The 21,223-nt window shown below is 66.9% G+C and carries 21 protein-coding genes; 11 read left to right on the top strand and 10 right to left on the bottom strand.

Going from position 1 to position 21,223, the window contains the following annotated elements:
- Window positions 1-134: 134 nt before the first annotated feature.
- The gene (locus tag C8D03_RS19895) at window positions 135-1,337 is read left to right on the top strand and encodes a Zn-dependent hydrolase (RefSeq protein ID WP_108049005.1); all 1,203 of its coding nucleotides are present in this window, start codon (window positions 135-137) and stop codon (window positions 1,335-1,337) included.
- 138 nt (window positions 1,338-1,475) lie between these two features.
- Window positions 1,476-2,399, top strand: coding sequence for a DMT family transporter (locus tag C8D03_RS19890; RefSeq protein WP_146170239.1), 924 nt, complete (start codon window positions 1,476-1,478; stop codon window positions 2,397-2,399).
- A gap of 28 nt (window positions 2,400-2,427) precedes the next feature.
- Here C8D03_RS19890 and gpt read toward each other — a convergent pair whose 3' ends face one another.
- The 4 genes from gpt to C8D03_RS19870 form a co-directional block, all read right to left on the bottom strand.
- Window positions 2,428-2,937: a xanthine phosphoribosyltransferase gene (gene gpt / locus C8D03_RS19885; protein WP_108049001.1), complete on the bottom strand. Its 510-nt coding sequence runs from the start codon at window positions 2,935-2,937 to the stop codon at window positions 2,428-2,430.
- 124 nt (window positions 2,938-3,061) lie between these two features.
- Complete coding sequence (locus tag C8D03_RS19880) at window positions 3,062-4,921, bottom strand: methyl-accepting chemotaxis protein (protein ID WP_181301118.1); 1,860 nt, start codon at window positions 4,919-4,921, stop codon at window positions 3,062-3,064.
- A 301-nt stretch (window positions 4,922-5,222) separates the two neighbouring features.
- Complete coding sequence (locus tag C8D03_RS19875; RefSeq protein WP_108048997.1) at window positions 5,223-5,987, bottom strand: competence/damage-inducible protein A; 765 nt, start codon at window positions 5,985-5,987, stop codon at window positions 5,223-5,225.
- Window positions 5,988-6,140: 153 nt separating this feature from the next.
- The gene (locus C8D03_RS19870; protein WP_108051841.1) at window positions 6,141-6,998 is read right to left on the bottom strand and encodes an FkbM family methyltransferase; all 858 of its coding nucleotides are present in this window, start codon (window positions 6,996-6,998) and stop codon (window positions 6,141-6,143) included.
- 196 nt (window positions 6,999-7,194) lie between these two features.
- On the opposite strand from C8D03_RS19870, the gene map reads away from it, so the two are divergent.
- The 8 genes from map to C8D03_RS19830 all read left to right on the top strand — a co-directional run bounded on the left by map (window position 7,195) and on the right by C8D03_RS19830 (window position 15,820).
- Window positions 7,195-8,019, top strand: a complete 825-nt coding sequence (map, locus tag C8D03_RS19865) for a type I methionyl aminopeptidase (protein ID WP_108048995.1) — start codon at window positions 7,195-7,197, stop codon at window positions 8,017-8,019.
- Complete coding sequence (gene radC, locus C8D03_RS19860) at window positions 8,016-8,759, top strand: RadC family protein (RefSeq protein ID WP_108048992.1); 744 nt, start codon at window positions 8,016-8,018, stop codon at window positions 8,757-8,759. The genes map and radC overlap by 4 nt, the downstream gene beginning before the upstream one ends.
- A gap of 13 nt (window positions 8,760-8,772) precedes the next feature.
- Complete coding sequence (locus C8D03_RS19855) at window positions 8,773-9,126, top strand: DUF488 domain-containing protein (RefSeq protein ID WP_108048990.1); 354 nt, start codon at window positions 8,773-8,775, stop codon at window positions 9,124-9,126.
- Between the two features lie 167 nt (window positions 9,127-9,293).
- The gene (locus C8D03_RS19850) at window positions 9,294-10,709 is read left to right on the top strand and encodes a circularly permuted type 2 ATP-grasp protein (protein ID WP_181301115.1); all 1,416 of its coding nucleotides are present in this window, start codon (window positions 9,294-9,296) and stop codon (window positions 10,707-10,709) included.
- 73 nt (window positions 10,710-10,782) lie between these two features.
- The gene (locus C8D03_RS19845) at window positions 10,783-11,724 is read left to right on the top strand and encodes an alpha-E domain-containing protein (protein WP_108048986.1); all 942 of its coding nucleotides are present in this window, start codon (window positions 10,783-10,785) and stop codon (window positions 11,722-11,724) included.
- 87 nt (window positions 11,725-11,811) lie between these two features.
- A complete protein-coding gene (locus C8D03_RS19840; RefSeq protein ID WP_108048983.1) occupies window positions 11,812-12,654 on the top strand; it encodes a transglutaminase family protein in 843 nt (280 codons plus the stop codon).
- A 97-nt stretch (window positions 12,655-12,751) separates the two neighbouring features.
- Complete coding sequence (locus C8D03_RS19835; protein WP_108048981.1) at window positions 12,752-13,501, top strand: proteasome-type protease; 750 nt, start codon at window positions 12,752-12,754, stop codon at window positions 13,499-13,501.
- A 138-nt stretch (window positions 13,502-13,639) separates the two neighbouring features.
- Window positions 13,640-15,820 carry a putative bifunctional diguanylate cyclase/phosphodiesterase gene (locus C8D03_RS19830; protein ID WP_181301113.1) on the top strand — a complete coding sequence of 727 codons (2,181 nt, stop codon included), beginning with the start codon at window positions 13,640-13,642 and terminating at the stop codon, window positions 15,818-15,820.
- A 34-nt stretch (window positions 15,821-15,854) separates the two neighbouring features.
- Here C8D03_RS19830 and C8D03_RS19825 read toward each other — a convergent pair whose 3' ends face one another.
- Together C8D03_RS19825 and C8D03_RS19820 are read right to left on the bottom strand one after the other, a co-directional pair.
- Window positions 15,855-16,421 (bottom strand): exopolysaccharide biosynthesis protein, encoded by a 567-nt coding sequence (locus tag C8D03_RS19825; RefSeq protein ID WP_108048977.1) that lies wholly within the window; start codon window positions 16,419-16,421, stop codon window positions 15,855-15,857.
- A gap of 174 nt (window positions 16,422-16,595) precedes the next feature.
- Window positions 16,596-16,865 (bottom strand): usg protein, encoded by a 270-nt coding sequence (locus tag C8D03_RS19820; protein WP_108048975.1) that lies wholly within the window; start codon window positions 16,863-16,865, stop codon window positions 16,596-16,598.
- 172 nt (window positions 16,866-17,037) lie between these two features.
- On the opposite strand from C8D03_RS19820, the gene bcsS reads away from it, so the two are divergent.
- Window positions 17,038-17,769 carry a cellulose biosynthesis protein BcsS gene (bcsS, locus tag C8D03_RS19815; RefSeq protein WP_146170238.1) on the top strand — a complete coding sequence of 244 codons (732 nt, stop codon included), beginning with the start codon at window positions 17,038-17,040 and terminating at the stop codon, window positions 17,767-17,769.
- Window positions 17,770-17,932: 163 nt separating this feature from the next.
- Here the strand turns inward: bcsS and C8D03_RS19810 are convergent, their stop codons facing one another.
- The 4 genes from C8D03_RS19810 to C8D03_RS19795 are packed head-to-tail and all read right to left on the bottom strand — an operon-like array spanning window position 17,933 to window position 21,189.
- The gene (locus C8D03_RS19810) at window positions 17,933-19,528 is read right to left on the bottom strand and encodes an NTP transferase domain-containing protein (RefSeq protein WP_108048971.1); all 1,596 of its coding nucleotides are present in this window, start codon (window positions 19,526-19,528) and stop codon (window positions 17,933-17,935) included.
- Window positions 19,525-20,217, bottom strand: coding sequence for an XdhC family protein (locus C8D03_RS19805; protein WP_108048969.1), 693 nt, complete (start codon window positions 20,215-20,217; stop codon window positions 19,525-19,527). The genes C8D03_RS19810 and C8D03_RS19805 overlap by 4 nt, the downstream gene beginning before the upstream one ends.
- 4 nt (window positions 20,218-20,221) lie before the next feature.
- Entirely contained in the window at window positions 20,222-20,851 is a 630-nt protein-coding gene (locus tag C8D03_RS19800) for a LysE family translocator (RefSeq protein ID WP_108048967.1), read from the bottom strand.
- Complete coding sequence (locus C8D03_RS19795) at window positions 20,851-21,189, bottom strand: XdhC family protein (protein WP_108048965.1); 339 nt, start codon at window positions 21,187-21,189, stop codon at window positions 20,851-20,853. The genes C8D03_RS19800 and C8D03_RS19795 overlap by 1 nt, the downstream gene beginning before the upstream one ends.
- Between the last annotated feature and the right edge of the window lie 34 nt (window positions 21,190-21,223).

Genomic DNA, 21,223 nt, shown 5'->3' with positions numbered 1-21,223 from the left:
GCCGATATGCCACGCCCCCCAAGGCTGGCGGCATATGTCTTGCTCGGCCGATATAACCGAAAGGCGACGCAGCCGGTCTCGTCGCGACGCGCGCGCCTTGTCCTCCGTACGTTTGCCTTGAAAGCGATCCAGCCATGCTTCCGGTCGATACCGACGCCTTTCTGCAGGATCTTTACGAGCTGCGCAGAATCGGAACCTTCAAGACCGGCGTCCATCGTCCGACCTATTCGCCGCAGGACATGGAGTCCCGCCACTGGCTCGTTGCGAAGCTGACGGAGTGCCGGCTCGACACGGCGATCGACGGCATCGGCAATGTCTACGGGCGCCATCGCGGCGACGGTCCCCATCTGCTCGTCGGCAGCCATATCGAATCGCAAAACGAGGCCGGATGGCTCGACGGCGCACTCGGCGTGGTCGCAGGCCTGGCGCTGGCGCGCGCCGGACTGCCCGTCGATGTCTGCGCCTTCGCCGATGAGGAAGGCCATTACAGCATCGGCCTGCCGGGCAGCCGCTCGCTGATCGGCGATCTGACGGAAGACGATATCGACCGCGCCCGAAACCGCACCGACGGTACCCCGATGCGCGACGCCCTGCGCGCCGCCGGTCTCGAAGGCCTGCCGCGCCGGCAACTCGAACCCGGTCGCCATAAGGGCTACTACGAGATGCATATCGAGCAGGGCACACAGCTCGACAATACCGGGCTGCGGCTCGGCGTCGTCACCGGCATTGTCGCGATCTGGCAATGGCGGATCGTGGTCGAGGGCCAGCAGGATCACGCCGGCGGCACGACCATGGCGGAGCGCAAGGACGCCGGCCTGAGCGCCGTGCGTCTGCTCGCCGCGATCGATGCCGAGTTCCCGCGCATCTGCGGGCAACGCACCACCTGGACGACGGGGCGCTTCCGGCTCGACCCCGATGCCCCCAACATCATTCCCGGACGTGCGGAAATCCTCTTCCAGTTCCGCGACGTCTCCGTGACCGTCCTTGAGCGGTTGGAGGCGGGTCTGCGGGCGCTGGTGCAGGAGGCCAACCGCCGGGAGCGCTGTGTGATCACGCTCACGCCGCTCTCCAAGATGGTGCCGGCGCTGTGCGACCCGGCGATGATGCAGGCCTTGTCGGAGGCGGCGGAGGAACTCGCCCCCTCGGCCTGGCAGACCATGCCGTCGGGAGCCGGGCATGACGCGCAGGTCATCGCGCGACGCATACCCGCCTCAATGCTTTTCGTCCCCTCGATCGGCGGCATCTCTCATCACTGGACCGAAAACACGCGGGACGAGGATCTGGCTTTGGGTATGCAGGTCCTGCATCGAGCCGCCGAACGCTTCCTCGCGAGCTAGCAAAGCGCTTCGGCCGGGGGTGGCCACCGCCTTCCCAACGGCGCGGCGACTTGCCCGCTGGCGGTGCGATACGCCATAGGAGCGGGCCCCGAGCCAGGTTCTGGCCCGCTCCGCCCCCCTGCCCTGCGAAAGCTCTCCGTGCCACAACCCGCCACCCCTGCCGTCGCGGCAGCGGCTATCGCGCGCCGCCGGCTTTGGCTCGGCATCGGCTGCGGATTGCTGACCAGCCTAATCTGGGGCGTGCAGGCGGTCGTCTCGCGCCAGTCGGTCGCAGACGGCATGACCGCGGCCGACGTAACCGTCCTGCGCTTTGTGGTCGCCTCTCTGCTGCTGCTGCCGCTCGCGCTGCGGCGGATGCGGCCATTCCCCATCGGCAAGCTTGGTTGGCGGCGTTCGCTGATCCTGACCGCACTCGCCGGCGCCCCCTATGCGCTCGTTCTGGTCGGCGGCGCGGCCTTCGCGCCTGCCTTGCATGCCTCGGTCATCGTGCCCGGCCTGATCCCGGTCATGACCGTCGCATTGGCCTTCGCCGTGCTGGGCGAGCGTCCGGGGGCGTGGCGCGTGCTGGGGCTTGCGCTCGTCCTTGCAGGCATCGGCGCCTTCGGCTGGCAGGCCTTCGGGTCGCTAGGGCCACAGGAGAATACCTGGATCGGCGACCTCTTCTTCGTCGCCAATGCGGCGATGTGGTCGGTCTTCGGCCTGTTGGCCCGGCGCTGGGGCACGGATGCGGTTGATGTCACGATCGCAACCTGCCTGCTCTCCCTGCTCGTACTGCCGATCGTCGCGCTGACCATGCCGATGCGACTCGGCGAGATCGCCTGGCCAGCGATCGCATTGCAGGCGGTCTATCAGGGCGCGATCGTCGGTGTCGGCGCGCTGTTTCTCTACACCAAAACGGTGCAATTGCTGGGGGCGGCCCGCGCCACCCTGTTCCTGCCGCTGAACCCCGTCGTCACCGTGCTCGCAGGTGTGCTGCTGCTGGGCGAGTATCCGTCAGCGCTGGAGATCGCCGGCATGCTGCTGGTGATCGCTGGAATGAGTGTAGCGCTCCGAACGCGCTGAACAGCCCCACCTTCAGCCTTATGGCCTTTCAGCCCTTGTGATCCTTGGCGATCGGCTCGACATAGGCGAGCCCCATGTCCCAGGGGAAGTAGATCCAGGTGTCCTGGCTGACCTCGGTCACGAAAGTGTCGATGGTCGGCACGCCGGCCGGCTTGGCGTAGACCGTGGCGAAATGGGCGTTGGGCAGCATCTCGCGCACGACGCGGGCGGTCTTGCCGGTGTCGGTCAGGTCGTCGACCACGAGCACGCCCTTGCCCCGGCCGTCGCCGATCGCCTTGATCGAGGGCGCCACGTCCTTCAGCACCTTGAGCTCGGACTGGTTCTTGTAGTCGTGATAGCTCGCGACGCAGACGGTCTCGATCAGCCGCAGGCCGAGTTCACGGCAGATGATAGCGGCCGGAACCAGCCCGCCCCGCGTGATGCAGACGATCGCCTCGAACGGGCCCTTCTCGGCCAGCCGCCAGGCGAGCGCGCGGGCGTCGCGGTGGAACTGGTCCCAGGACACCGGGAAGGCCTTGTTGGAGGTCGGTTCGGCCATGGCGCTGGGCTCCGGGCTGATGCTGGCGCGAGCGCGCCTGCCCTGTCCGAAACCCTATCGGCGCGCCTCTGGCAAGAGGAGATGCGGCCGCCATCCCCCGAAAGCGGGAACCGGCGGCAGCCTTTCAGAACTCGGACCAGCCCGAGGCTGCCCCACCCGCCGCGAGGCGTCTTGTCTGAGCGGGCGTCCGATCCGAAGCCGCGGGGGACCGCGGGGACGAGTGAGGGACGATCGAGACGACCCGCTCCGGAGACGGTGCCTGCCGCCTGGCCGCGCCTGCACCGCGCGCGTCGCGATCTGGCCCTACCCCCGCCTCGAGCGTGAACGCGGCGACCATCCCGCTCAGCGCCGCCGTATCCTGCCTCAGCTCCCGCGCGACCTTCGCGCCCTGCTCGGCAAACAGCGCATTCTGCTGGGTGAGTTCGTCCATATGCGCAACGGTTCGCGCCATTTCGTCGATACCGTTGGACTGCTCGGTCGTCGCCATCGAGATCTCGCTGACCGTCGCCGCCACCTTCGAGGCTGCCTCGACGATCTCGCCCAGGGTCGCACCCGCATCCTTGACCAGGCCGACACCGGCCTGGATCTGCTGGGTCGAGTTGGCGATCAGCGCCTTGACCCCGCTGGCGGATTCGCTGCAGCGCGCCGCCAGCGCCCGCACTTCCGAGGCAACGACGGCGAAGCCACGGCCGGCATCGCCCGCCCTCGCCGCCTCGACCGCGGCATTCAGCGCCAGCAGGTTGGTCTGGAAGGCGATCTCGTCGATCATCGAGATGATCTCGGAGATGCCCGAGGATGCCTTCTCGATGCGCCCCATCGCGCCGACAGCCTCCGTCACGATCGCGCCGCCACGGGCCGCGACCTGGCTCGCCTCCTGCCCGAGCGCCACCGCCATGCGGGAATTACCGGCGCTGTGCTTGACCGAGGCCGCGAGTTCTTCGGTCGTAGCGGCAGTCTCCTGCAGGCTCGACGCATTCGCTTCGGTGCGCTCGGCCAGTTGCGCGCTGTCGGAGGAGATCCGGGCCGAGGCCGCGTCGATGCGGCCCGAAATGTCGCGCACGGACGAGACCACGCCCGCCAGCGTGTCGAGCAGGTCGTTGACGCCGCTGCACAGCGACGCGACGTCGCCAGCCTTGCCCGCGAGTCCGACGCGGCCGGTCAGATCCTTGTTCTTGGCGCGGGCGATGACCTCGCCGGACTCGCGCACCGCCGCTTCCAGCTGCTGGCCCTTGAAACTCGCCGTGATGTCGGTCGCGAATTTCACCACTTTGTAGGGCCGGCCGCGCGCATCCATGATCGGGTTGTAGCTCGCCTGGATCCAGACCTCGCGCCCACCCTTTCCGATACGCCGATATTGCGCGGCGTCGTATTCGCCACGGCCGAGCCGCTCCCAGAAGGTCCTGTAGGCCGCCGACTCGCGCTCGACCGGATCGACGAACATGCGGTGATGCTGGCCCACGATCTCCGGCAACGTATAGCCCACCACCGCCAGGAAATTCTCGTTGGCGTGCAGCACCTTGCCCGTCAGATCGAACTCGATCACCGCCTGGGCCTTCTCGATGGCCTTGTGCTGGCTTTCCAGATCGGCGAGGCGGTTCTTCTGCTCCGTGACGTCGAAGGCGTATTTGATCACGCTGACGGGCTTGCCGCCCGCGCCCAGGATCGGGTTGTAGCTCGCCTGGATCCAGATTTCCCGGCCGCCCTTGCCGAGCCGCAGGAACTGGCCGCGCGCGAATTCGCCCCGGCCCAGATCGGCCCAGAACTGCTTGTAGGCCGGAGCGTCGGCCTCGCCGGGCGGCATGAACATGCTGTGGTGCCGGCCCTTTACCTCGGCCAGGGAATACCCCGTCACCGACAGGAAGTTCTCGTTCGCGTCGAGGATATGACCGTCGAGATCGAACTCGATGACGGCCTGGGAACGGTTGATGGCGGCGATCTGCCCCGCCGAGCGGCGGTCGGCGAATGGATTCGAGAAGAGCCCCATCTGTTTCTCCCACATGAGGCCGCATCGTCGCGAGCGATCTCAAGGCCCGCCGCCTCGTTCGGCAGGAACGGCCGCTCCGGCGGCAACGTCCAGCGCCGAACCAGCGGCCAGTCAAAATTGGGGCAAGATAGTTGACGAAAACTTTACGCTATTCAGAATCGAAAATAATGGCAAATATACTCAAATAGAATAACAAAACTGCGTGTCAATCGAGTTCAAAACTCGGATGCAATAGCTTAAAGTCGAAGGCAACGAAGGGTAAGGTTGTATATTTCCCCAATCGGTTGCGGTCTATGCTTCTTCAAAACACGATCTTTGCTCTCTCAGATTGTATCATCGCCTTCACCGCAACCATCGCCTCGGCCAGTTTGTCGGCATCTCGCGACCGCACGACCACGTTCGTGTCCGGCCCTGTCTCCGAAAAGAACGGATAGGAGCCGATCGAGACATCCGGATGGGCTTTGGCCACTTCGGCCAGCGCCGTGCCGATGTCGCCCTCGCGCAGGCCGGCCCGGACCGTGTCGGACAGGATCTTCACCCCTGTCTTCAGGGTCGGGGCGACGACATCGAGCATCGCCTGCATGATCGAGGGCACACCGGCCATCACATAGACGTTGCCGATATTGAAGCCGGGCGCCTTCGAGACCGAGTTGGCGATCAGCTCCGCGCCGGCCGGGATGCGTGCCATCCGCAGCCGCGCCTCGTTGAGCTGGTCGGGCGGAAAGCGCTCGGACAGCATGGCGATGGCGCGCGGGTCATGGTCGATCGAGACACCGAAGGCGGCAGCGACCGAATCCGCGGTGATGTCGTCATGGGTCGGCCCGATGCCGCCCGTGGTGAAGACGTAGGAGTAGCGGGAGCGCAGCGCGTTCAGGGCCGCGACGATCTCCTCCTCCACATCCGCGACGACGCGGACCTCGCGCAGCTCGATACCGATATTGGTGAGATATTCGGCGATATAGCCGATATTCTTGTCCTTGGTCCGCCCCGACAGGATCTCGTCTCCGATGACGAGGATGGCGGCCGTGACGATCGCCGCGGAAGATGTGGTGTCGCTTGCGGTCATGGCCGGCTCCTGGCTCCGGCGGCGCACGATTCCCTCGCCACGCCGCTCCGTGTCCTAGAGCTAAAGCGTCGGCCCGAAAAGTGGAATGCGGTTTTCGGGAAATCCCGGCGCGCGGGGCGCTGCCGCCATGCGCTGACCGTCGGCGGCGGCCCCTCAGCCTCGCGGGGCCTTGCGCTCATAGACCAGGTTGAGGCGCGTCTGCGCCAGCAGCGTGTAACCGCTCTGGGTGAGCAAAGCGGCAAGGTCGCTCTGCCAGCGCTGGCGCGAATCCTCGATGATGATGAAGCCCGGCCACAGGCTCTCCGGCGCATCGCGCAGGAACGGCTCCAGGATCAGGTCCTCTGCGCCCTCGACATCGAGCTTGATCGCATCGAGCCGCTCATAGCCCTCGTTCTGGACGAGTGAGAGCAGCGTCATCGCCGGCACCCGCACGGTCGTGCCGGTGCTGGAGCGCAGGATGCGGACGCTCGATTCGCCGCGATTCGTCGGATCGATGAAGAGCGTCAGCTCGCCCGGCTTGTCGGCGAGCGCGCAGGCCACCGCCTTGACCGTCCCGAACGGGTTCTGGGCGATGTTGAAGGAAAGCCGCGCGAACACGTCGGGCTGCGGCTCGACTGCGAGGATCCGCGCGCTCGGCCCTGCCTTGGCCGCGACGAACAGCGAATAAGCCCCGATATTGGCGCCGATGTCGATAAAACGGAAGCCGTCGCGCAGGCGCTCGGCCAACAGTCCGCGCTCCAGAGGATCGAAATATTGCGGGGTGAAGAGAACGCGCTTCTCGCAGACATTGCCGTCCGGATAGAGCCGCATCTTCGCGCCCAGCGCCTCGATGTCGACCGGCCGGCCGTCGAGCGAGCGCAATCCGAGCCGGCGCAGCGCATAGGCGACCTTGCGCCCCAGGAAGCTGTCGGATGCGCAGCGTGTCCAGGCGATGATGCGCGAGAGACCGCGCCGCGGTGCGAAGGTGCCGTAAGGCTTGTCCTCCGCCTGAGACTGTTCGATGATAGCCATTGCGCCAGCCTGATACACCCGCCCGCGCCCCGGCGCCAGCCGGTCGCGCCGCTCGTTTCGGGCGAGGTTTTCGCGTTTCCGGACCGCCTGCGGCTGCGCGGCGCCTTGCGCCTGCGGCCAAACCCAATAGATATGGTCGGCCAAGAGATAGTGTCGGCGGGAGTTGCCCGGCGAAAATGACCTTTGACGAAACCAGATGACCTTTGACGAAACAATGGGGCGGTCGCGCATGCGTGAGCCCGCCATCAAGATTCACGGCCCCGAGGCTTTCGAGGCGATGCACAAGGCCGGCCGCCTGACGGCCGAGGGCCTCGACATGCTCGGCAGCTATGTCGCGCCCGGCGTCACCACCCAGCGCCTCGATCAGCTCGCCTTCCAGTTCGCCCTAGACAACGGCGCCTATCCGGCGACGCTGTTTTACCGCGGCTACACCAAGTCGATCTGCACCTCGATCAACCATGTCGTCTGCCACGGGATTCCCGATGACAAGCCCCTGCGCGAGGGCGACATCATGAACATCGATTATACGCTGATCGTGAATGGCTGGCACGGCGATTCGAGCCGGATGTACGGGGTCGGCGAAATCCCGCGCAAGGCCGAGCGCCTGATCGAGATCACCTATGAATGCCTGCTGCGTGGCATCCGGGCCGTGCGGGCCGGCAACACGACGGGCGATATCGGCTTCGCCATCCAGCGCTATGCCGAGGGCGAGCGCTGCTCTGTGGTCCGCGATTTCTGCGGCCACGGCATCGGCCAGAACTTCCATGACGCGCCCAACATCCTGCACTATGGCAGCCCCGGCGAAGGCGTAGAGCTGAAGCCCGGCATGGTCTTCACGATCGAGCCGATGATCAATCTCGGCAAGGCCGGCGTGAAGGTGCTGTCGGATGGCTGGACGGCAGTCACGCGCGACCGCTCGCTTTCGGCCCAGTTCGAGCATCAGATCGGCGTGACCGAGACCGGCTGCGAGATCTTCACGCTTTCGCCCGCCGGCCGCGACAACCCGCTCGCGCCGCGATGACGACAGGCGCGGGCAACGGCGCAGGCCGCACTGCCGCGCCCGCCCTGCGCCCTGCCGCGCCTGCCGAAACCCCGCATTATCACGGCCATCGCGAGCGCCTGCGCAGCCGCTTCCAGGACGCCGGCTCCGACGCCCTGCCCGATTACGAACTGCTCGAGCTGCTCCTGTTCCGCTCGATCCCGCAGCGCGACGTCAAGCCGCTCGCCAAGGAATTGATCCGGCGCTTCGGCTCCTTCGCCGAGGTGCTGGGCGCGCCCGCCGCCCGCCTCACCGAGGTCAAGGGCATCGGCGAGGGCGTGGCGCTCGACCTTAAGATCGTCGAGGCCGCGCTGCACCGCATGGCGCGGGGCGCGGTCGCCAAGCGCACCGTGCTGTCGTCCTGGTCGTCGGTGCTCGACTATTGCCGCACCACGATGGCCTTCGCCGAACGCGAGCAGTTCCGCATCCTCTTTCTCGACAAGAAGAACGCGGTGATCGCCGACGAGGTGCAGCAGACGGGCACCGTCGATCACACCCCGGTCTATCCGCGCGAGGTCGTGCGTCGCGCGCTCGAACTCTCCGCCTCGGCCGTCATTCTGGTCCATAATCACCCCTCCGGAGACCCGACACCGTCGGGCGCCGACATGAGGATGACGCGCGAACTCGTTGATATTGCAAAGCCACTCGGCATTGCTATCCATGACCACGTCATCGTTGGACGCGACGGCCATGCCAGCTTCCGCGGGCTGGGCCTGATATGATCCGGAACCGGATATGACGCGGCTTTCACTCAAGCGCGTCTACGACCCGCCGGCGGAGACGGACGGCACGCGCATCCTGGTCGACAGGCTGTGGCCGCGCGGCGTCTCGAAGGACCGGATCGACCTCTGGCTGAAGGATCTCGCGCCGAGCGACGATCTGCGCCGGCAGTTCCACGGCCAACTGGAGCATTGGGATACGTTCCGCGCCGCCTATGCCGCCGAACTCGGCGGCGCTAAGGCCAGGGCCGCGCTGGGCATGTTGAACGAGAAGCGGCAGTCAGGCCCGGTCACGCTGCTCTATGCGGCACGAGACGAGCAGCACAACAACGCCGAGGCACTGGCGCTCTGGCTTGCATCGCAGGACTGACGCGGCAGGCGCCGCTCCTCGCATCCTGGCCAAGCGGCGTTTCGCCAGGCCAGCCCGGCAACATTGCTCAAGCATTAGGCAGAGCCCGGCGTTCCCCTGACCATCGGCCCTCTTCCCGAACGCCTGCGAATGCGCATAGGCTACTGAAAATGGGGAAAGAAGCCTGCATGGTCGCGTTCGATGAGATGACCGGCTCGGGAGCCGAACTGAGGCCCGCCTATCAAGCGCTCGACCGCTGGCTGAAGGAAGCTCCGCCCGAGATGCTGGCTCTCCGGCGCAGCCAGGCCGAACTCTTCTTCCGTCGCATCGGCATCACCTTCGCGGTCTATGGCGATGAGGAATCGACCGAGCGCCTGATCCCCTTCGACATCATCCCGCGCGTCCTGACCAAGCCGGAATGGACGAAGCTCGAAGCGGGCCTGCGCCAGCGCGTCACCGCGATCAACATGTTCCTGGCCGATGTCTACGGGCCCAAGGAATGCATCAAGGCCGGCATCATCCCTGCGGACCTGGTCTATCGCAACGCCTGCTACCAGCTCGAGATGGTCGATTTCCAGGTGCCACACGGCATCTATTGCCACATCGCCGGCATCGACATCGTGCGCGTCGATGCCGACACTTTCTACGTGCTGGAGGACAATGCCCGCACGCCCTCCGGCGTCTCCTACATGATGGAGAACCGCGAGGTGATGCTCCGGCTCTTCCCGGAACTCTTCGCCACGCATCGCGTCGCCCCGGTCGACAACTATCCCGACCAGTTGCTGGCGACGCTGCGCTCGGTCGCGCCGCGCAGCGCTCCGAGCGACCCCAATATCTGCCTGCTGACGCCCGGCCAGTTCAATTCGGCCTTCTACGAGCACTCGTTCCTGGCCGACAAGCTCGGCGTCGAACTGGTCGAGGGCTCCGACCTTCTGGTCAAGGACGATGTCGTCTACATGCGGACCACGCAGGGGCCGAAACGGGTCGACGTGATCTATCGCCGCATCGACGACGATTTCATCGACCCTCTCGTCTTCCGCAGCGATTCGATCCTCGGCGTGCCCGGGCTGATCGGGGCCTACAAGGCCGGCAACGTCACGCTGGCCAATGCGGTCGGCACCGGCGTCGCCGACGACAAGGCGGTCTACAGCTACATGCCGGAGATCGTGAAGTTCTTCACCGGCGAGGAGCCGATCCTGAAGAACGTGCCGACCTACCGATGCCGCGAGCCCGAAGCCAACGCCTATGTGCTCGACAATCTCGACAAGCTCGTCGTCAAGGAGGTCAACGGCTCCGGCGGCTACGGCATGCTGGTCGGGCCCCATGCCAACAAGGCGCAGATCGAGACCTTCCGCCGCAAGCTCAAGGCCCAGCCCGAGGGCTTCATCGCCCAGCCGACGCTGGCGCTCTCGACCTGCCCGACCTTCGTCGCCTCCGGCGTCGCGCCACGTCATGTCGACCTGCGGCCCTATGTGCTCTCGGGCGCCAACGGCATCTCCTGCGTGCCCGGCGGCCTGACCCGCGTCGCCCTCAAGGAAGGCTCCCTCGTTGTCAACTCCAGCCAGGGCGGCGGAACCAAGGATACCTGGGTGCTCGATGCCTGATCTCGGCGCAGGCACCCAGTTGCAACGTTCACCGGATTCGTCCCGCCTCGTCGCAAGAAGGCCCGATCTCACTATGCTCTCGCGCACCGCCGACAGCCTCTACTGGGTCTCCCGCTATGTCGAGCGGGCAGAATACCTCGCCCGGATTCTCGATGCCACGATGCGGCTGAGCAACCTCCCCTCCTCCTATGGCGGCGCCGGCACCGAATGGCAGAGCGCGGTCGCCACCGCCGGCTGCGACGACGCCTTCGCCAAGGCCTATGGCGAGGCCAATGAGCGCAATGTCTGCGATTTTCTCAGCTTCAACCCCGACAACCCGTCCTCGATCCGCAATTGCCTGGCGCTTGCCCGCTCGAATGCGCGTGGCGTCCGCACCGCACTGACCTCCGAGATGTGGGATGCGCTCAACGGCGCCTGGCTCGAACTGCAGCGCTTCGAGAAGAAGCGCATGGACCGCGAGGAATTCGCCCGCTTCCTCGACTGGGTGAAGAACGTCTCGCTGGTCTTCGACGGCTCGGCCTACCGCACCATGCTGCGCGACGATGGCTACTGGTTCTCCAGGCTCGGGGTCTATGTCGAGCGCGCCGACAACACGGCCCGCATTCTCGACGTGAAATACCATGTGCTGCTGCCCGCCAACGAGCAGGTCGGCGGCTCCCTCGACTACTTCCAGTGGACGACGGTGCTGCGCGAGGTCTCGGCGCTGACCGCCTATCACTGGGTCTATCGTGAGGCGGTGAAGCCCCTGCTGATCGCCGATCTGCTGATCTTGAACCGGCGCATGCCGCGTTCGCTGGCCGCCTGCTACGAGAACATCTCGCGTTTCCTCGATCTGCTCGGTGATTCCTATGGCCGGCAGGGCCCGGCCCAACGCCAGGCGCGCAAGACGCTGGCCAATCTCTCCAGCACCAGCATCGACGACATCTTCCAGCACGGGCTGCACGAGTTCATTTCGGACTTCATCACCGAGAACAACCGTCTCGGCGGCACGATCATCGAACAGTATCTGCAATGAGCTGCCGCCGCGGGCTCGCTTCACGCGGCTGCGGCGTCTAAGAGACACATCGAAACGAGCCAAGCCCCGCCCCAGTTTGCGATCGCCATGCGGATCCGGATTTCCCACACGATCAGCTATGCCTATGCCGAGCCGGCACGGCACATCACGCAGATCCTGCGGCTAACCCCGCGCGACCATGACGGCCAGCACGTCATGTCCTGGCGCATCGAGCCGACGATCGACGGCCGCCTGCGTGCGGCGCAGGACGCCTTCGGCAACATCGTCCACACCTTCTCGGCCGATGGCCCGATCGCCGAAATGGCGATCCAGATCGACGGGCTGATCGAGACCACCGATCTCGCCGGCATCGTCAGGGGCACGACGGAGCGCGTTCCCGTCGAGGTCTTCCGGCGCGACACCCTGCTGACGACGCCGGACGAGGCTCTGCGCGGATTCGCCGATGACACGACGAGGGCCGCGGACACGCCTCTCTCGAAGATGCACGCGCTGCTGGATGCGCTGCATGCCGAGACCACCTGCGTGGAAGCGGGTCAGCGCACCGGCCTCGGCGCCGCTGCAGCCTTCGCGGCACGCGAGGGCATCCCCCAGGACATCGCCCATATCTTCATGACCTGCGCGCGCCATCTCGGCATCCCTGCCCGCTACGTCTCCGGCTATGTCGCGCAGTCCGACGCCCAGCCCCAGATCGCCTTGCCTCATGCTAGCGGCGCCCATGCCTGGGCTGAGGTCCATCTCGACGATTACGGCTGGGTCGGCTTCGACGCCGCCAACGGGCTGTGCCCGATCGACACCCATGTCCGCGTCGCGGCAGGACTGGATTTCGCCGATGCGGCGCCAGTGCGCGGTGCGCGCAAGGGCGGCGATGGCGAGGCTCTGGCCGTTCTTGTCAGCGCCCGCGAGGCGGGCGGCCGCATCGCCAACCAGTGACCGCACCCCGGCCCGGCCGCGCGACGTCGAATGGCTGGCGGCGGCGCGGCCGATATGCGACGACACGCCGGTCTAAGCCAAAGCCAGGATCAGTCCCTTGACCTATTGCGCCGGAATCCTCGTGCAGGACGGACTCGTCATGATCGCCGATACCCGCACCAATGCCGGGCTCGACGACATCTCGACCTTCCGCAAGCTGCACGTCTTCTCCTGGCCGGGCGACCGGACCTTCGGCCTGATGACCGCAGGCAATCTCTCCGTGACCCAGTCCGTCGTCAGCCTTCTGCATGAGGGGCTGCCCAATCCCGAGACCGGCGAGAGCGACACCCTGCGGGGCGCCCCCTCGATGTTCCGCGCCGCGCAACTGGTCGGCCGCGCAATCCGCCATGTCCGCTCGGAGGACGGCCCCGCCCTGAAGGACGCAGGCGTCAAATTCGACGTCTCGATGCTCTTCGGCGGCCAGATCAAGGGGCAGCCGATGCGGCTGTTCATGGTCTACGGTGCCGGAAATTTCATCGAGTGCGGCATGGATGCGCCCTTCCTCCAGATCGGCGAGCACAAATACGGCAAGCCGATCCTCGACCGGGCCATCACCTACAAGACCCATCTCTACGATGCGCTGAAGGTCGGCCTGATCTCGATGGATTCGACCATGCGCTCCAATCTCGGCGTCGGGTTGCCGATCGATCTGATCGTCATGCGCCGCGATGCCGACGAGCCGGAGCTCACCCGCCGCATCGAGGCCGGCGAGCCTTATTTTCACGACCTGCGCGAACGCTGGTCGGCAGCCTTGCGGGCCGCCCACACGGCCATTCCAAGGCCGCCCTACGAGCCGAAATCAGGCTAAAAAAGGCAGCCACGCGTAGCTGCGTCAACGGGATATCAACATTCCCGTGCGAAGTTCCTCTGAAATGTGGCCGCCTTGGGACAGTTGATGCCCTCGCCTTTCGTCGCGAAATTGACCAACGCGGATGCTTCCGCGCGGATGCTGAAGAGCACTGTCGCGACCCTTGGCTGCGCCTTCCTGATGGTCATGGCGGCGGCGGTGGCCGTCGTGCTCGCGATCACGAGCGATGCCAACCGGCTCGAGGCCGAGCGCCAGCGCGACCGCGTCGAGGCGGCGATCGAAAGCCAGGTGCGCTTGCGCGAACTGCGTTTCCAGAGCCTGGCAGCAGCTGGCGAACTGCAGAACTCCTTCTCCGGCCCGAGCCCGCTGATAACACTGCAAGCAGCCTTCGTTCGGCTCGGCAGCCGCTTTCTCGAATTCGACGGAGCCTATGTCGTTTCGGCCTCCGGCATGGTTTTCGCCGGCATCGAGGGCGACGCTCCGGCCGGACAGGCCGGATATGACGGGCTGAAGCACTTCAGCCCGTCGCTGCCAGGTGCGGTCAACGCTGCCAAGCCGCCGCTGCAGAAACTGTCCGACGCGCATGGCGGGCCCGGCTCCTCCTCATGGACCCTGACCCATGACGGCTTCGAGACTGTCAGCATCATGGTGATGGACGTGAAGCCGCACTCCGGGTCCCTCGTCGCGCAATTGCTCGGGCCGATCAAGATCGTCGGCTATCGCCGGGTCTCGGACGCGATGCTCGCCGATCTGTCCGAGCGCTATCGCGTGGCGAATGTCCGCATCGTGCGCGACATGCCGGCCGATCCGCTCTCCCGGCGGGCTCTCCCGGCCGCGGACGGAACGATCAAGGCCTGGATGACATGGTCGCCCGACAGGCCCGGCGATGCCATGCTGCGTCAATTCGTCTGGGCGCTGCTCGGCGTCGGCCTGTTGTTTGCCGCGATCTTCGCCTTCGTCGTCCACCGCCTGCGCGGCGCGGCGCACCAGATCGCCATTCGCGAGGGACAGATCCAGCGGCTCGCCGGGCAGGATGAACTCTCGCTCCTGCCGAACCGGCGCACCTTCGACATCAGGCTCGATCAGGCGCTGGCGCAGCTCGACCGTTCCGGCTCCGGCCTCGCCGTCCTGCTGATCGATCTCGACCGCTTCAAGGCCGTCAACGACACCTATGGCCATACGGCCGGCGACGAGCTGATCCGCCAGGTCGCGCAGAGGCTGTCGAAGGTCGTGCGCAGCGGCGACACCGTGGCGCGCATCGGCGGCGACGAATTCGGCATCATCCAGACGCATGGGCATCTCCCCGCCGGCTGCGCCGCGCTCGGCGAGCGCATCCTCGAGAGCCTGACCGAGCCCTTCATCATCATGGGCGTCGCGACGACGATCGGCTGCTCGATTGGCATCGCGCTCGCACCGCAGGACGCAACCGACCGCGAGGACCTGCTGAGGCTGGCCGACACTGCGCTCTATCAATCGAAGAATGGCGGCCGCAATCGCTACTCCTTCTTCGAGGCGCAGATGAATCGCTCGCTGGCCCTCAAGCGCATGGTCGAGGACGATCTGCGCCGCGCCATCGCCGACGACCAGCTCGTGCTGCATTACCAGCCCCAGGTCTCGGTCGACGGCGCGACCATCGTCGGCGTCGAGGCGCTGGTGCGCTGGAACCATCCGGTCCACGGCATGGTGCCGCCGTCCGAGTTCATCGGCATCGCCGAGGAGCGCGGCCTGATCGTGCCCCTGAGCGAATGGGTGCTGCGGCAGGCCTGCACGGAAGCCAAACGCTGGGAAGGCATCCGCCTCGCGGTGAATGTCTCGCCGATCCAGTTCCGCCACAAGGATTTCGTCGCCAACGTCATCCGCATCCTCGCCGAGACCGGCTTCGACCCGACGCGGCTCGAACTCGAGCTGACCGAGGGCGTGGTCGTCGACGACGCCGACGCCGCCGAAGCCGCGATGATGGATCTGCGCGCCCATGGCGTCGGCCTGGCGCTCGACGATTTCGGCACCGGCTATTCGAGCCTGATCTATCTGCGGCGCTTCGCCTTCGACAAGATCAAGATCGACCGCTCCTTCCTGGAGTACATGGAGACCACCGGCGAATCCGCCATCCTGGTCCATTCCATCGCTCATCTCGGGCGGGCGCTCGGCCTGCGCGTCTGTGCCGAGGGCGTCGAGACGGCCGAGCAGCATCGTTTCCTTCAGGCGATCGGCTGCCACGAACTGCAGGGCTTCCTGTTCTCCAAGGGCGTGCCCGCACACGAGATCGACCGCTTGCTGGCGCTGAACAAGCCCTTCGCCAAGGTTCTCGCCGCCGCCTGAGCGCCGGAAGCAAACCTCCCGGCGCCGCCTGCGCTCAGAAGAACAGGCCGTGGATTCCGCTGAAGATCGCATAGGCGAAGCCGGCGCTCAGCGCGAGGCCGAGCGCGCCGAAGACCGCGCCCAGAATGATCAGCAGCCCGTCGCGCTCCACCAGCCCAAGGCCGACGAGGCAGACGGCCAGCCCCAGCGGGATCTGCCCGATGAAGGGGGCCGCGACCACGAGACCGAGCGCCAGCACCAGGATCAGCAGCCCCAGCACCGGAATGGCATAGGCGCCGCCGAGCACCGTCAGCCGCGGCCGGGAGAAGCGCTCCAGCCGGATCAGAACCGGGACTGCCCGTTCGACCGCCCGCGTCAGCTCGGGCTTGCCGATGCTGCGGGCCAGAAGCGAAGGCGGCAGCCACGGGATGACCCGCCCGGCCAGCATCTGCACGGCAACGAAGGCGAGCACGAGGCCGCAGACCAGCGGAATCGGCGGCGGCATCGGCAGGCAATTCGGCAGGCCGAGCAGGACGACGAGAAGCGCATAGGCCCTGTCCTTGAGCGCAGCGACGATCGAGCCCACCGCGATGCGCTCCCCCGGCAAGGCGGCCAGCGCCATGAGGAGTCCGGACGTGCGCAGGGGTGATGACAAGGGAACAGGCCGGGCCGGGACGGGAGCAGCGGCCTAGCACGCGCCGCAGCCGTGCAACAAGCAGGGCTGGCGCAGGCGCGTCGCGCGCGAAAGAGGGAGCTGGCCCTGACAGGGCACCTGCCCTCCCGGACACCGGCAGGCTCAATGCAGCGTCAGCACGCCATTGACGTTGACGATCTCCGCCGGCCGGATCAGCCGCGAATGCGCGACGGTGACCGAATGCAGCGGGCCGTCGAGTTCGCGCTTCCAGAAGGCGAGGAAATCGCGCAACACCGGGAAGCGCGGCGCGAGATCGTATTGCTGCCAGATATAGCTCTGCAGGACGTTCCGGTGATCCGGCATCCGATACAGGATGGTCGCCGTGGTCAGACCATATCCCGCCAGTTGCCGCATGAAGTCGCTGGTCGCCATTGCCTTCTCTCCTCGTCGGCGCACGATGAAAGCTGAGCCAGTTCCAGGACCAAAGCTGCGCCTGCTTGGTTAACAAAAGCTTGCAAGCATCCGGCCAGCCTGCTGCAATCGCTGTGGTGCCGGTCTGCCGGGACCTGGAGCCTGGGGGGCTGCGTGGGTGGCGTATGCGTCGGTGATCGCTGGAGCCGCGAGGCTGGCTGCCGTCTTGGCGGTGTCGCTGGCCTGTCCCGCCATCGCCGCTGACGACGAACCAGAACACCGCTCGCCGCTCTCCACCGTGCTGTTCGGCTCGCTCGAAGCCGGACCGACCAAGACCTTCGCTGCCGTCGGCCTGAAGAAGGCACTGACCGGCGGCCTCGCGACCAGCGGCTTTCGGGCCATGCTGAAGGTCGGCGGCTCGCAGGAAGAAGCCGTGCGCCAGCGCCCCCATGGCATCGCCTACAAGAGCGAGGCCCAGGCGCTGATTGGCTATGAGTGGCGCTTCGGCGACACCTTCGTCGCGCTTTATGCCGGCTCCGATTATGAGGGCGAGCAGCGCGAGGAGCGCCTTGGCACGGTCGTCACCAGCCGCTACGGCGCCCGCCTCCAGGCCGATCTCTGGATGACCCCGACACCCGCCACGATGCTGCAGGCCAGCGCCTATGCCTCGACGCTCGACGGCCGGCTCTGGGGCCGCGTCGCGCCGGGCTGGCAGATGCCCAGCGGCTTTTCTCTCGAAGGCGTTCATCTCGGCCCGGAGCTCGAGGCCTATCGCGAACGCGACTACACCAAGCTGCGCCTCGGCCTGCATCTGACCGGCCTGCGCTTTCTCGGGGTCGCCTGGCGCATCTCCGGCGGCTGGCAGCGCACCAGCGACCGGGCCTCGGAAGCCTATGCGACGCTGGGCCTGCACTGGCAGCGCTGAGGTGGCAGGGCTGAGGCGGCAGGGCTGCCGCCCCTCCGCTCGGCAGGTCGAGCGGCCGCTATCGACGCCAGTGGTCTGCCCCGTCATCCAAGAGGCATCGTCAGAGCCAAGATGGACCGCGCACGTCGCGATGCCGTCGGATTCACCCAGGCGCTAGAACGATCTAGCCTTCCAACGCAGCCAACGCCTCCGGGGTATCGACATCCAGCGCGATGGCCGGATCGTCGAGCGGCACCTCGACGATCGCCTCGCCGGCCGCATCGAGCAGGCGTCGCGCGCCCTCGTCTCCTGCCAGGGCCTCAACATCCGCAAACAGCGCGCGCGCCAGCAGGACGGGGTTGCCACGCCGGCCGAGCAGCGTCGGCACGACCGCGAGCGCATCCGCGCTTTCGGCGAAAACCTGGGCCAGCCGGTCAATCACGCCGCCCGTGACATTGGGCATGTCGCCGAGGGAAACGACGACGCCCGGCGCGCTCTCCGGCAAAGCCGCAAGTCCCGCCTTGACGGAGCTGGCGAGACCGCTCGCAAAGGCCGGGTTGTGGACGAGGCCGACATCGAGCCCGGCGAGCGCTGCCGCGATCTCCTCATGCTGGTGCCCGGTGACCACGATCACCGGCCGCGCCCGCGAGGCGAGCTGAGCCTCGACGGCATGGCGAACCATCGGCTTGCCGCGCACGGTCTGGAGCAGCTTGTTGGCCTGGCCCATGCGCGTGGAACGGCCGGCGGCGAGCACGATTCCGGCGACCGGCGCTGCCTCCAGATGCGTCGGAGCCCGCGGCTGCGGCCGCGAGACGATCTCCATCAAGAGCCCGCCCACCCCCATCGCCTGGATATCGGCACGCGTGACCGGGATGCCGGCAAGGCAGCGCTGCAGCACCCAGTCGAACCCGTTCTCCTTGGGCGAGCGCGCGCAGCCGGGCGCACCGATCACCGGCCGGCCGGCGAGCTCGCCGATCAGCAGCAGGTTTCCGGGATCGACCGGCATGCCGAGATGCTCGATGCGCCCGCCCGCCCCGAGCAGCGCCTGCGGGATCACATCGCGCCGGTCGGTGATGGCGGACGCGCCGAAGACGACGACAAGATCGGCCGCCGCCTGCGCCGCGATCGCCTCCGCCAACGGGGCTTCCTGATGCGGCACACGCAGATCCGCCGTGATCGTCGCCTTGGCCGGCGCGAGGCGCTCCGCCATCACCCGCAGGGTCTTGTCGACGACGGAATCCTTGAGGCCGGGCAGCAGTGTCGAGACGACCGCGACACGCAGCGGCCTGTAAGGCGCGACGGCGACGGGCTTGGCTCCCTCGAACCCGGCCAGCGCCTGCTCGACCAGCACGGCCGGCAGGCCATAGGGAATGATCTTGACCGTGCCGACCATTTCGCCGGCGACCACCGGCTTCATCTGCGGCAGCGTCGCGACCGTGATCGCCTCGTCGACCCGGTTCAGCCCGCCGATCGCACCGGCATCGATCGTCAGCACGCCGGCCGCCGCCGCAAACAGATTGACCCGCCCGGTGAAGGCCGTTTCCGTCACCACGCCGCGTCCGGCCAGCGCAGCAGCGAGCCGCGTCGCGGCTTCGTTCTCGCCGATATCCCCGGACTCCAACCTGACGGCGATCAGTTCCGAGAGCCCGGCCTCCGCAAGCCGGGTGACGTCCTCGGGCGTGATCGCGGCACCCTTCCGCACGATCACCGCGCCGGCGCGCACGCTATGGGCGGCGATGCAGCCGGCCGCCTCGGCGACGGCAACGGGACCGAATTTCATACCGGCTTCCGGCGCGGGCCGCGCAGCGTCGCGACGATCTCACCGAGGATCGCCAGCGCGATCTCGGCCGGCGAGACCGCGCCGATATCGAGCCCGATCGGGGCGTGGATGCGGGCGGTGGCGGCCGCGTCGAAACCGGCGGCGGCCAAGCGTTCGATGCGGCGCCCATGCGTCTTCCGGCTGCCCAGCGCGCCTATATAAAAGCAGTCCGAACGCAGGGCTGCCTCCAGCCCGGGATCGTCGATCTTCGGATCATGCGTCAGCGCCACGAAGGCCGTGTAGGCGTCGAGCCCGAGCCCGGCCAGCGCCTCGTCCGGCCATTCCGCCAGCAGCGTCACATCCGGAAAGCGCTCCGGCGTGGCGAAGGCGCTGCGCGGATCGATGATCACGAGATCGAGGTCGAGCAGCTTCGCCATCGGCGCCATCGCCTGCGAGATATGCACGGCGCCGGTGACGATCACGCGCGGATGCGGCGCCTGCACAGTCAGGAAGAGCGGCTTGCCCTCCGCCTCGACCATCCCGCTCTTCGCCATGCGGAGCTGCTTGTCCAAAGCCTCCGCCAGCGGATCGGCCGGGATGTCGACGGCGTTCACCAGCCTCTGCGCGCCAGTCGCGACATCCGTCACCAGGATGGTGGCGCGGCGCGCGGCGCGCTCGGCATTGAGCGCAGCCAAAGTTGCCAGATCCATCGCCTCAGCCTTTGTCGGTGGCGAGCTTGAGGCCAAGCCCGATCATCAGAGAACCGCCGAGCCAGCGCCCGAAGGCGAAGCCGGCCTGCGCCTTCTTCATCACCCTGATCACGGCCGAAGCCCCGAGCACGGTCATCAGATCCGCCGAGGAGAAGGCGAAATTAACGATCGTGCCGAGGATCAGGAACTGCGCCCAGACCGGCAGCGACGCTGCCGGATCGACGAACTGCGGCAAGAGCGCGACGAAGAACAGCGCGACCTTGGGATTGAGCACCTCGACGATGAAGGAATCGACCAGCGCGCGCTTGACGGTCTTGGCCGGAGTGACGGGGCCGTCGCCCGTGGCGAGACGCGACCGGATCATGCCGATGCCGAGCCAGACCAGATAGATCGCGCCGGCCATTTTCACCGCGAGATAGAGCTCCGGCACATGCTTGAACACGGCCGACAGGCCGAAGGCCGCGGCAAAGACATGCAGATAGCAGCCAAGATGGATGCCGAGCATCGCCATGAAGCCGGCACGCCGGCCATGCGCGATGGTCTGGGCCGCCGTGTAGAGCAGCGCCGGCCCTGGAAAATAGGCGACGACGAGGGTCAGCGTCGCGAAGGCAAGCAGCGTCTCCCAGGAGGCCATCAGTTCACCGTCCCGGCCGAAATCCGCTCGACATAGACGCGAATCCGGCCACCGCAGGACAGGCCGACCTTCCAGGCGGTCTCGTCGGCGACACCGAATTCGAGCGTCCGCGCCGTGCCGTCGGCGATCACGTCGACCGCCTCCTCCACGACCGCTCCCTCGACACAGCCGCCCGAGACCGAGCCGAGAAAATTGCCCTCCCCGTCGATCACGAGATGCGAGCCGACCGGACGCGGCGCCGAGCCCCAGGTCTCGATGACGGTGGCGAGCGCAACCGAGCGGCCGGCCTTCGTCCAGGCCTCGGCCGTGGAAAGGATGTCGGTGTCGGTGCTGATCATGTCATCGATCCCTGCTCGAACCCCGGTAGCGAGG

The organism is Bosea sp. 124, from assembly GCF_003046175.1.
Taxonomy (GTDB): Bacteria; Pseudomonadota; Alphaproteobacteria; order Rhizobiales; family Beijerinckiaceae; genus Allobosea.
Note: the sequence above shows the minus strand (reverse complement) of the source record. Positions and strands in the feature narration are given on the sequence as shown.

Coding starts and splice junctions, on each gene's coding strand:
- C8D03_RS19895 (WP_108049005.1), top strand. CDS start 135: ATGCTTCCGGTCGATACCGACGCCTTTCTGCAGGATCTTTACGAGCTG.
- gpt (WP_108049001.1), bottom strand. CDS start 2,937: ATGGCCGAACCGACCTCCAACAAGGCCTTCCCGGTGTCCTGGGACCAG.
- C8D03_RS19880 (WP_181301118.1), bottom strand. CDS start 4,921: ATGGGGCTCTTCTCGAATCCATTCGCCGACCGCCGCTCGGCGGGGCAG.
- C8D03_RS19875 (WP_108048997.1), bottom strand. CDS start 5,987: ATGACCGCAAGCGACACCACATCTTCCGCGGCGATCGTCACGGCCGCC.
- C8D03_RS19870 (WP_108051841.1), bottom strand. CDS start 6,998: ATGGCTATCATCGAACAGTCTCAGGCGGAGGACAAGCCTTACGGCACC.
- map (WP_108048995.1), top strand. CDS start 7,195: ATGACCTTTGACGAAACAATGGGGCGGTCGCGCATGCGTGAGCCCGCC.
- radC (WP_108048992.1), top strand. CDS start 8,016: ATGACGACAGGCGCGGGCAACGGCGCAGGCCGCACTGCCGCGCCCGCC.
- C8D03_RS19855 (WP_108048990.1), top strand. CDS start 8,773: ATGACGCGGCTTTCACTCAAGCGCGTCTACGACCCGCCGGCGGAGACG.
- C8D03_RS19850 (WP_181301115.1), top strand. CDS start 9,294: ATGGTCGCGTTCGATGAGATGACCGGCTCGGGAGCCGAACTGAGGCCC.
- C8D03_RS19845 (WP_108048986.1), top strand. CDS start 10,783: ATGCTCTCGCGCACCGCCGACAGCCTCTACTGGGTCTCCCGCTATGTC.
- C8D03_RS19840 (WP_108048983.1), top strand. CDS start 11,812: ATGCGGATCCGGATTTCCCACACGATCAGCTATGCCTATGCCGAGCCG.
- C8D03_RS19830 (WP_181301113.1), top strand. CDS start 13,640: ATGCTGAAGAGCACTGTCGCGACCCTTGGCTGCGCCTTCCTGATGGTC.
- C8D03_RS19825 (WP_108048977.1), bottom strand. CDS start 16,421: ATGGCGCTGGCCGCCTTGCCGGGGGAGCGCATCGCGGTGGGCTCGATC.
- C8D03_RS19820 (WP_108048975.1), bottom strand. CDS start 16,865: ATGGCGACCAGCGACTTCATGCGGCAACTGGCGGGATATGGTCTGACC.
- C8D03_RS19810 (WP_108048971.1), bottom strand. CDS start 19,528: ATGAAATTCGGTCCCGTTGCCGTCGCCGAGGCGGCCGGCTGCATCGCC.
- C8D03_RS19805 (WP_108048969.1), bottom strand. CDS start 20,217: ATGGATCTGGCAACTTTGGCTGCGCTCAATGCCGAGCGCGCCGCGCGC.
- C8D03_RS19800 (WP_108048967.1), bottom strand. CDS start 20,851: ATGGCCTCCTGGGAGACGCTGCTTGCCTTCGCGACGCTGACCCTCGTC.
- C8D03_RS19795 (WP_108048965.1), bottom strand. CDS start 21,189: ATGATCAGCACCGACACCGACATCCTTTCCACGGCCGAGGCCTGGACG.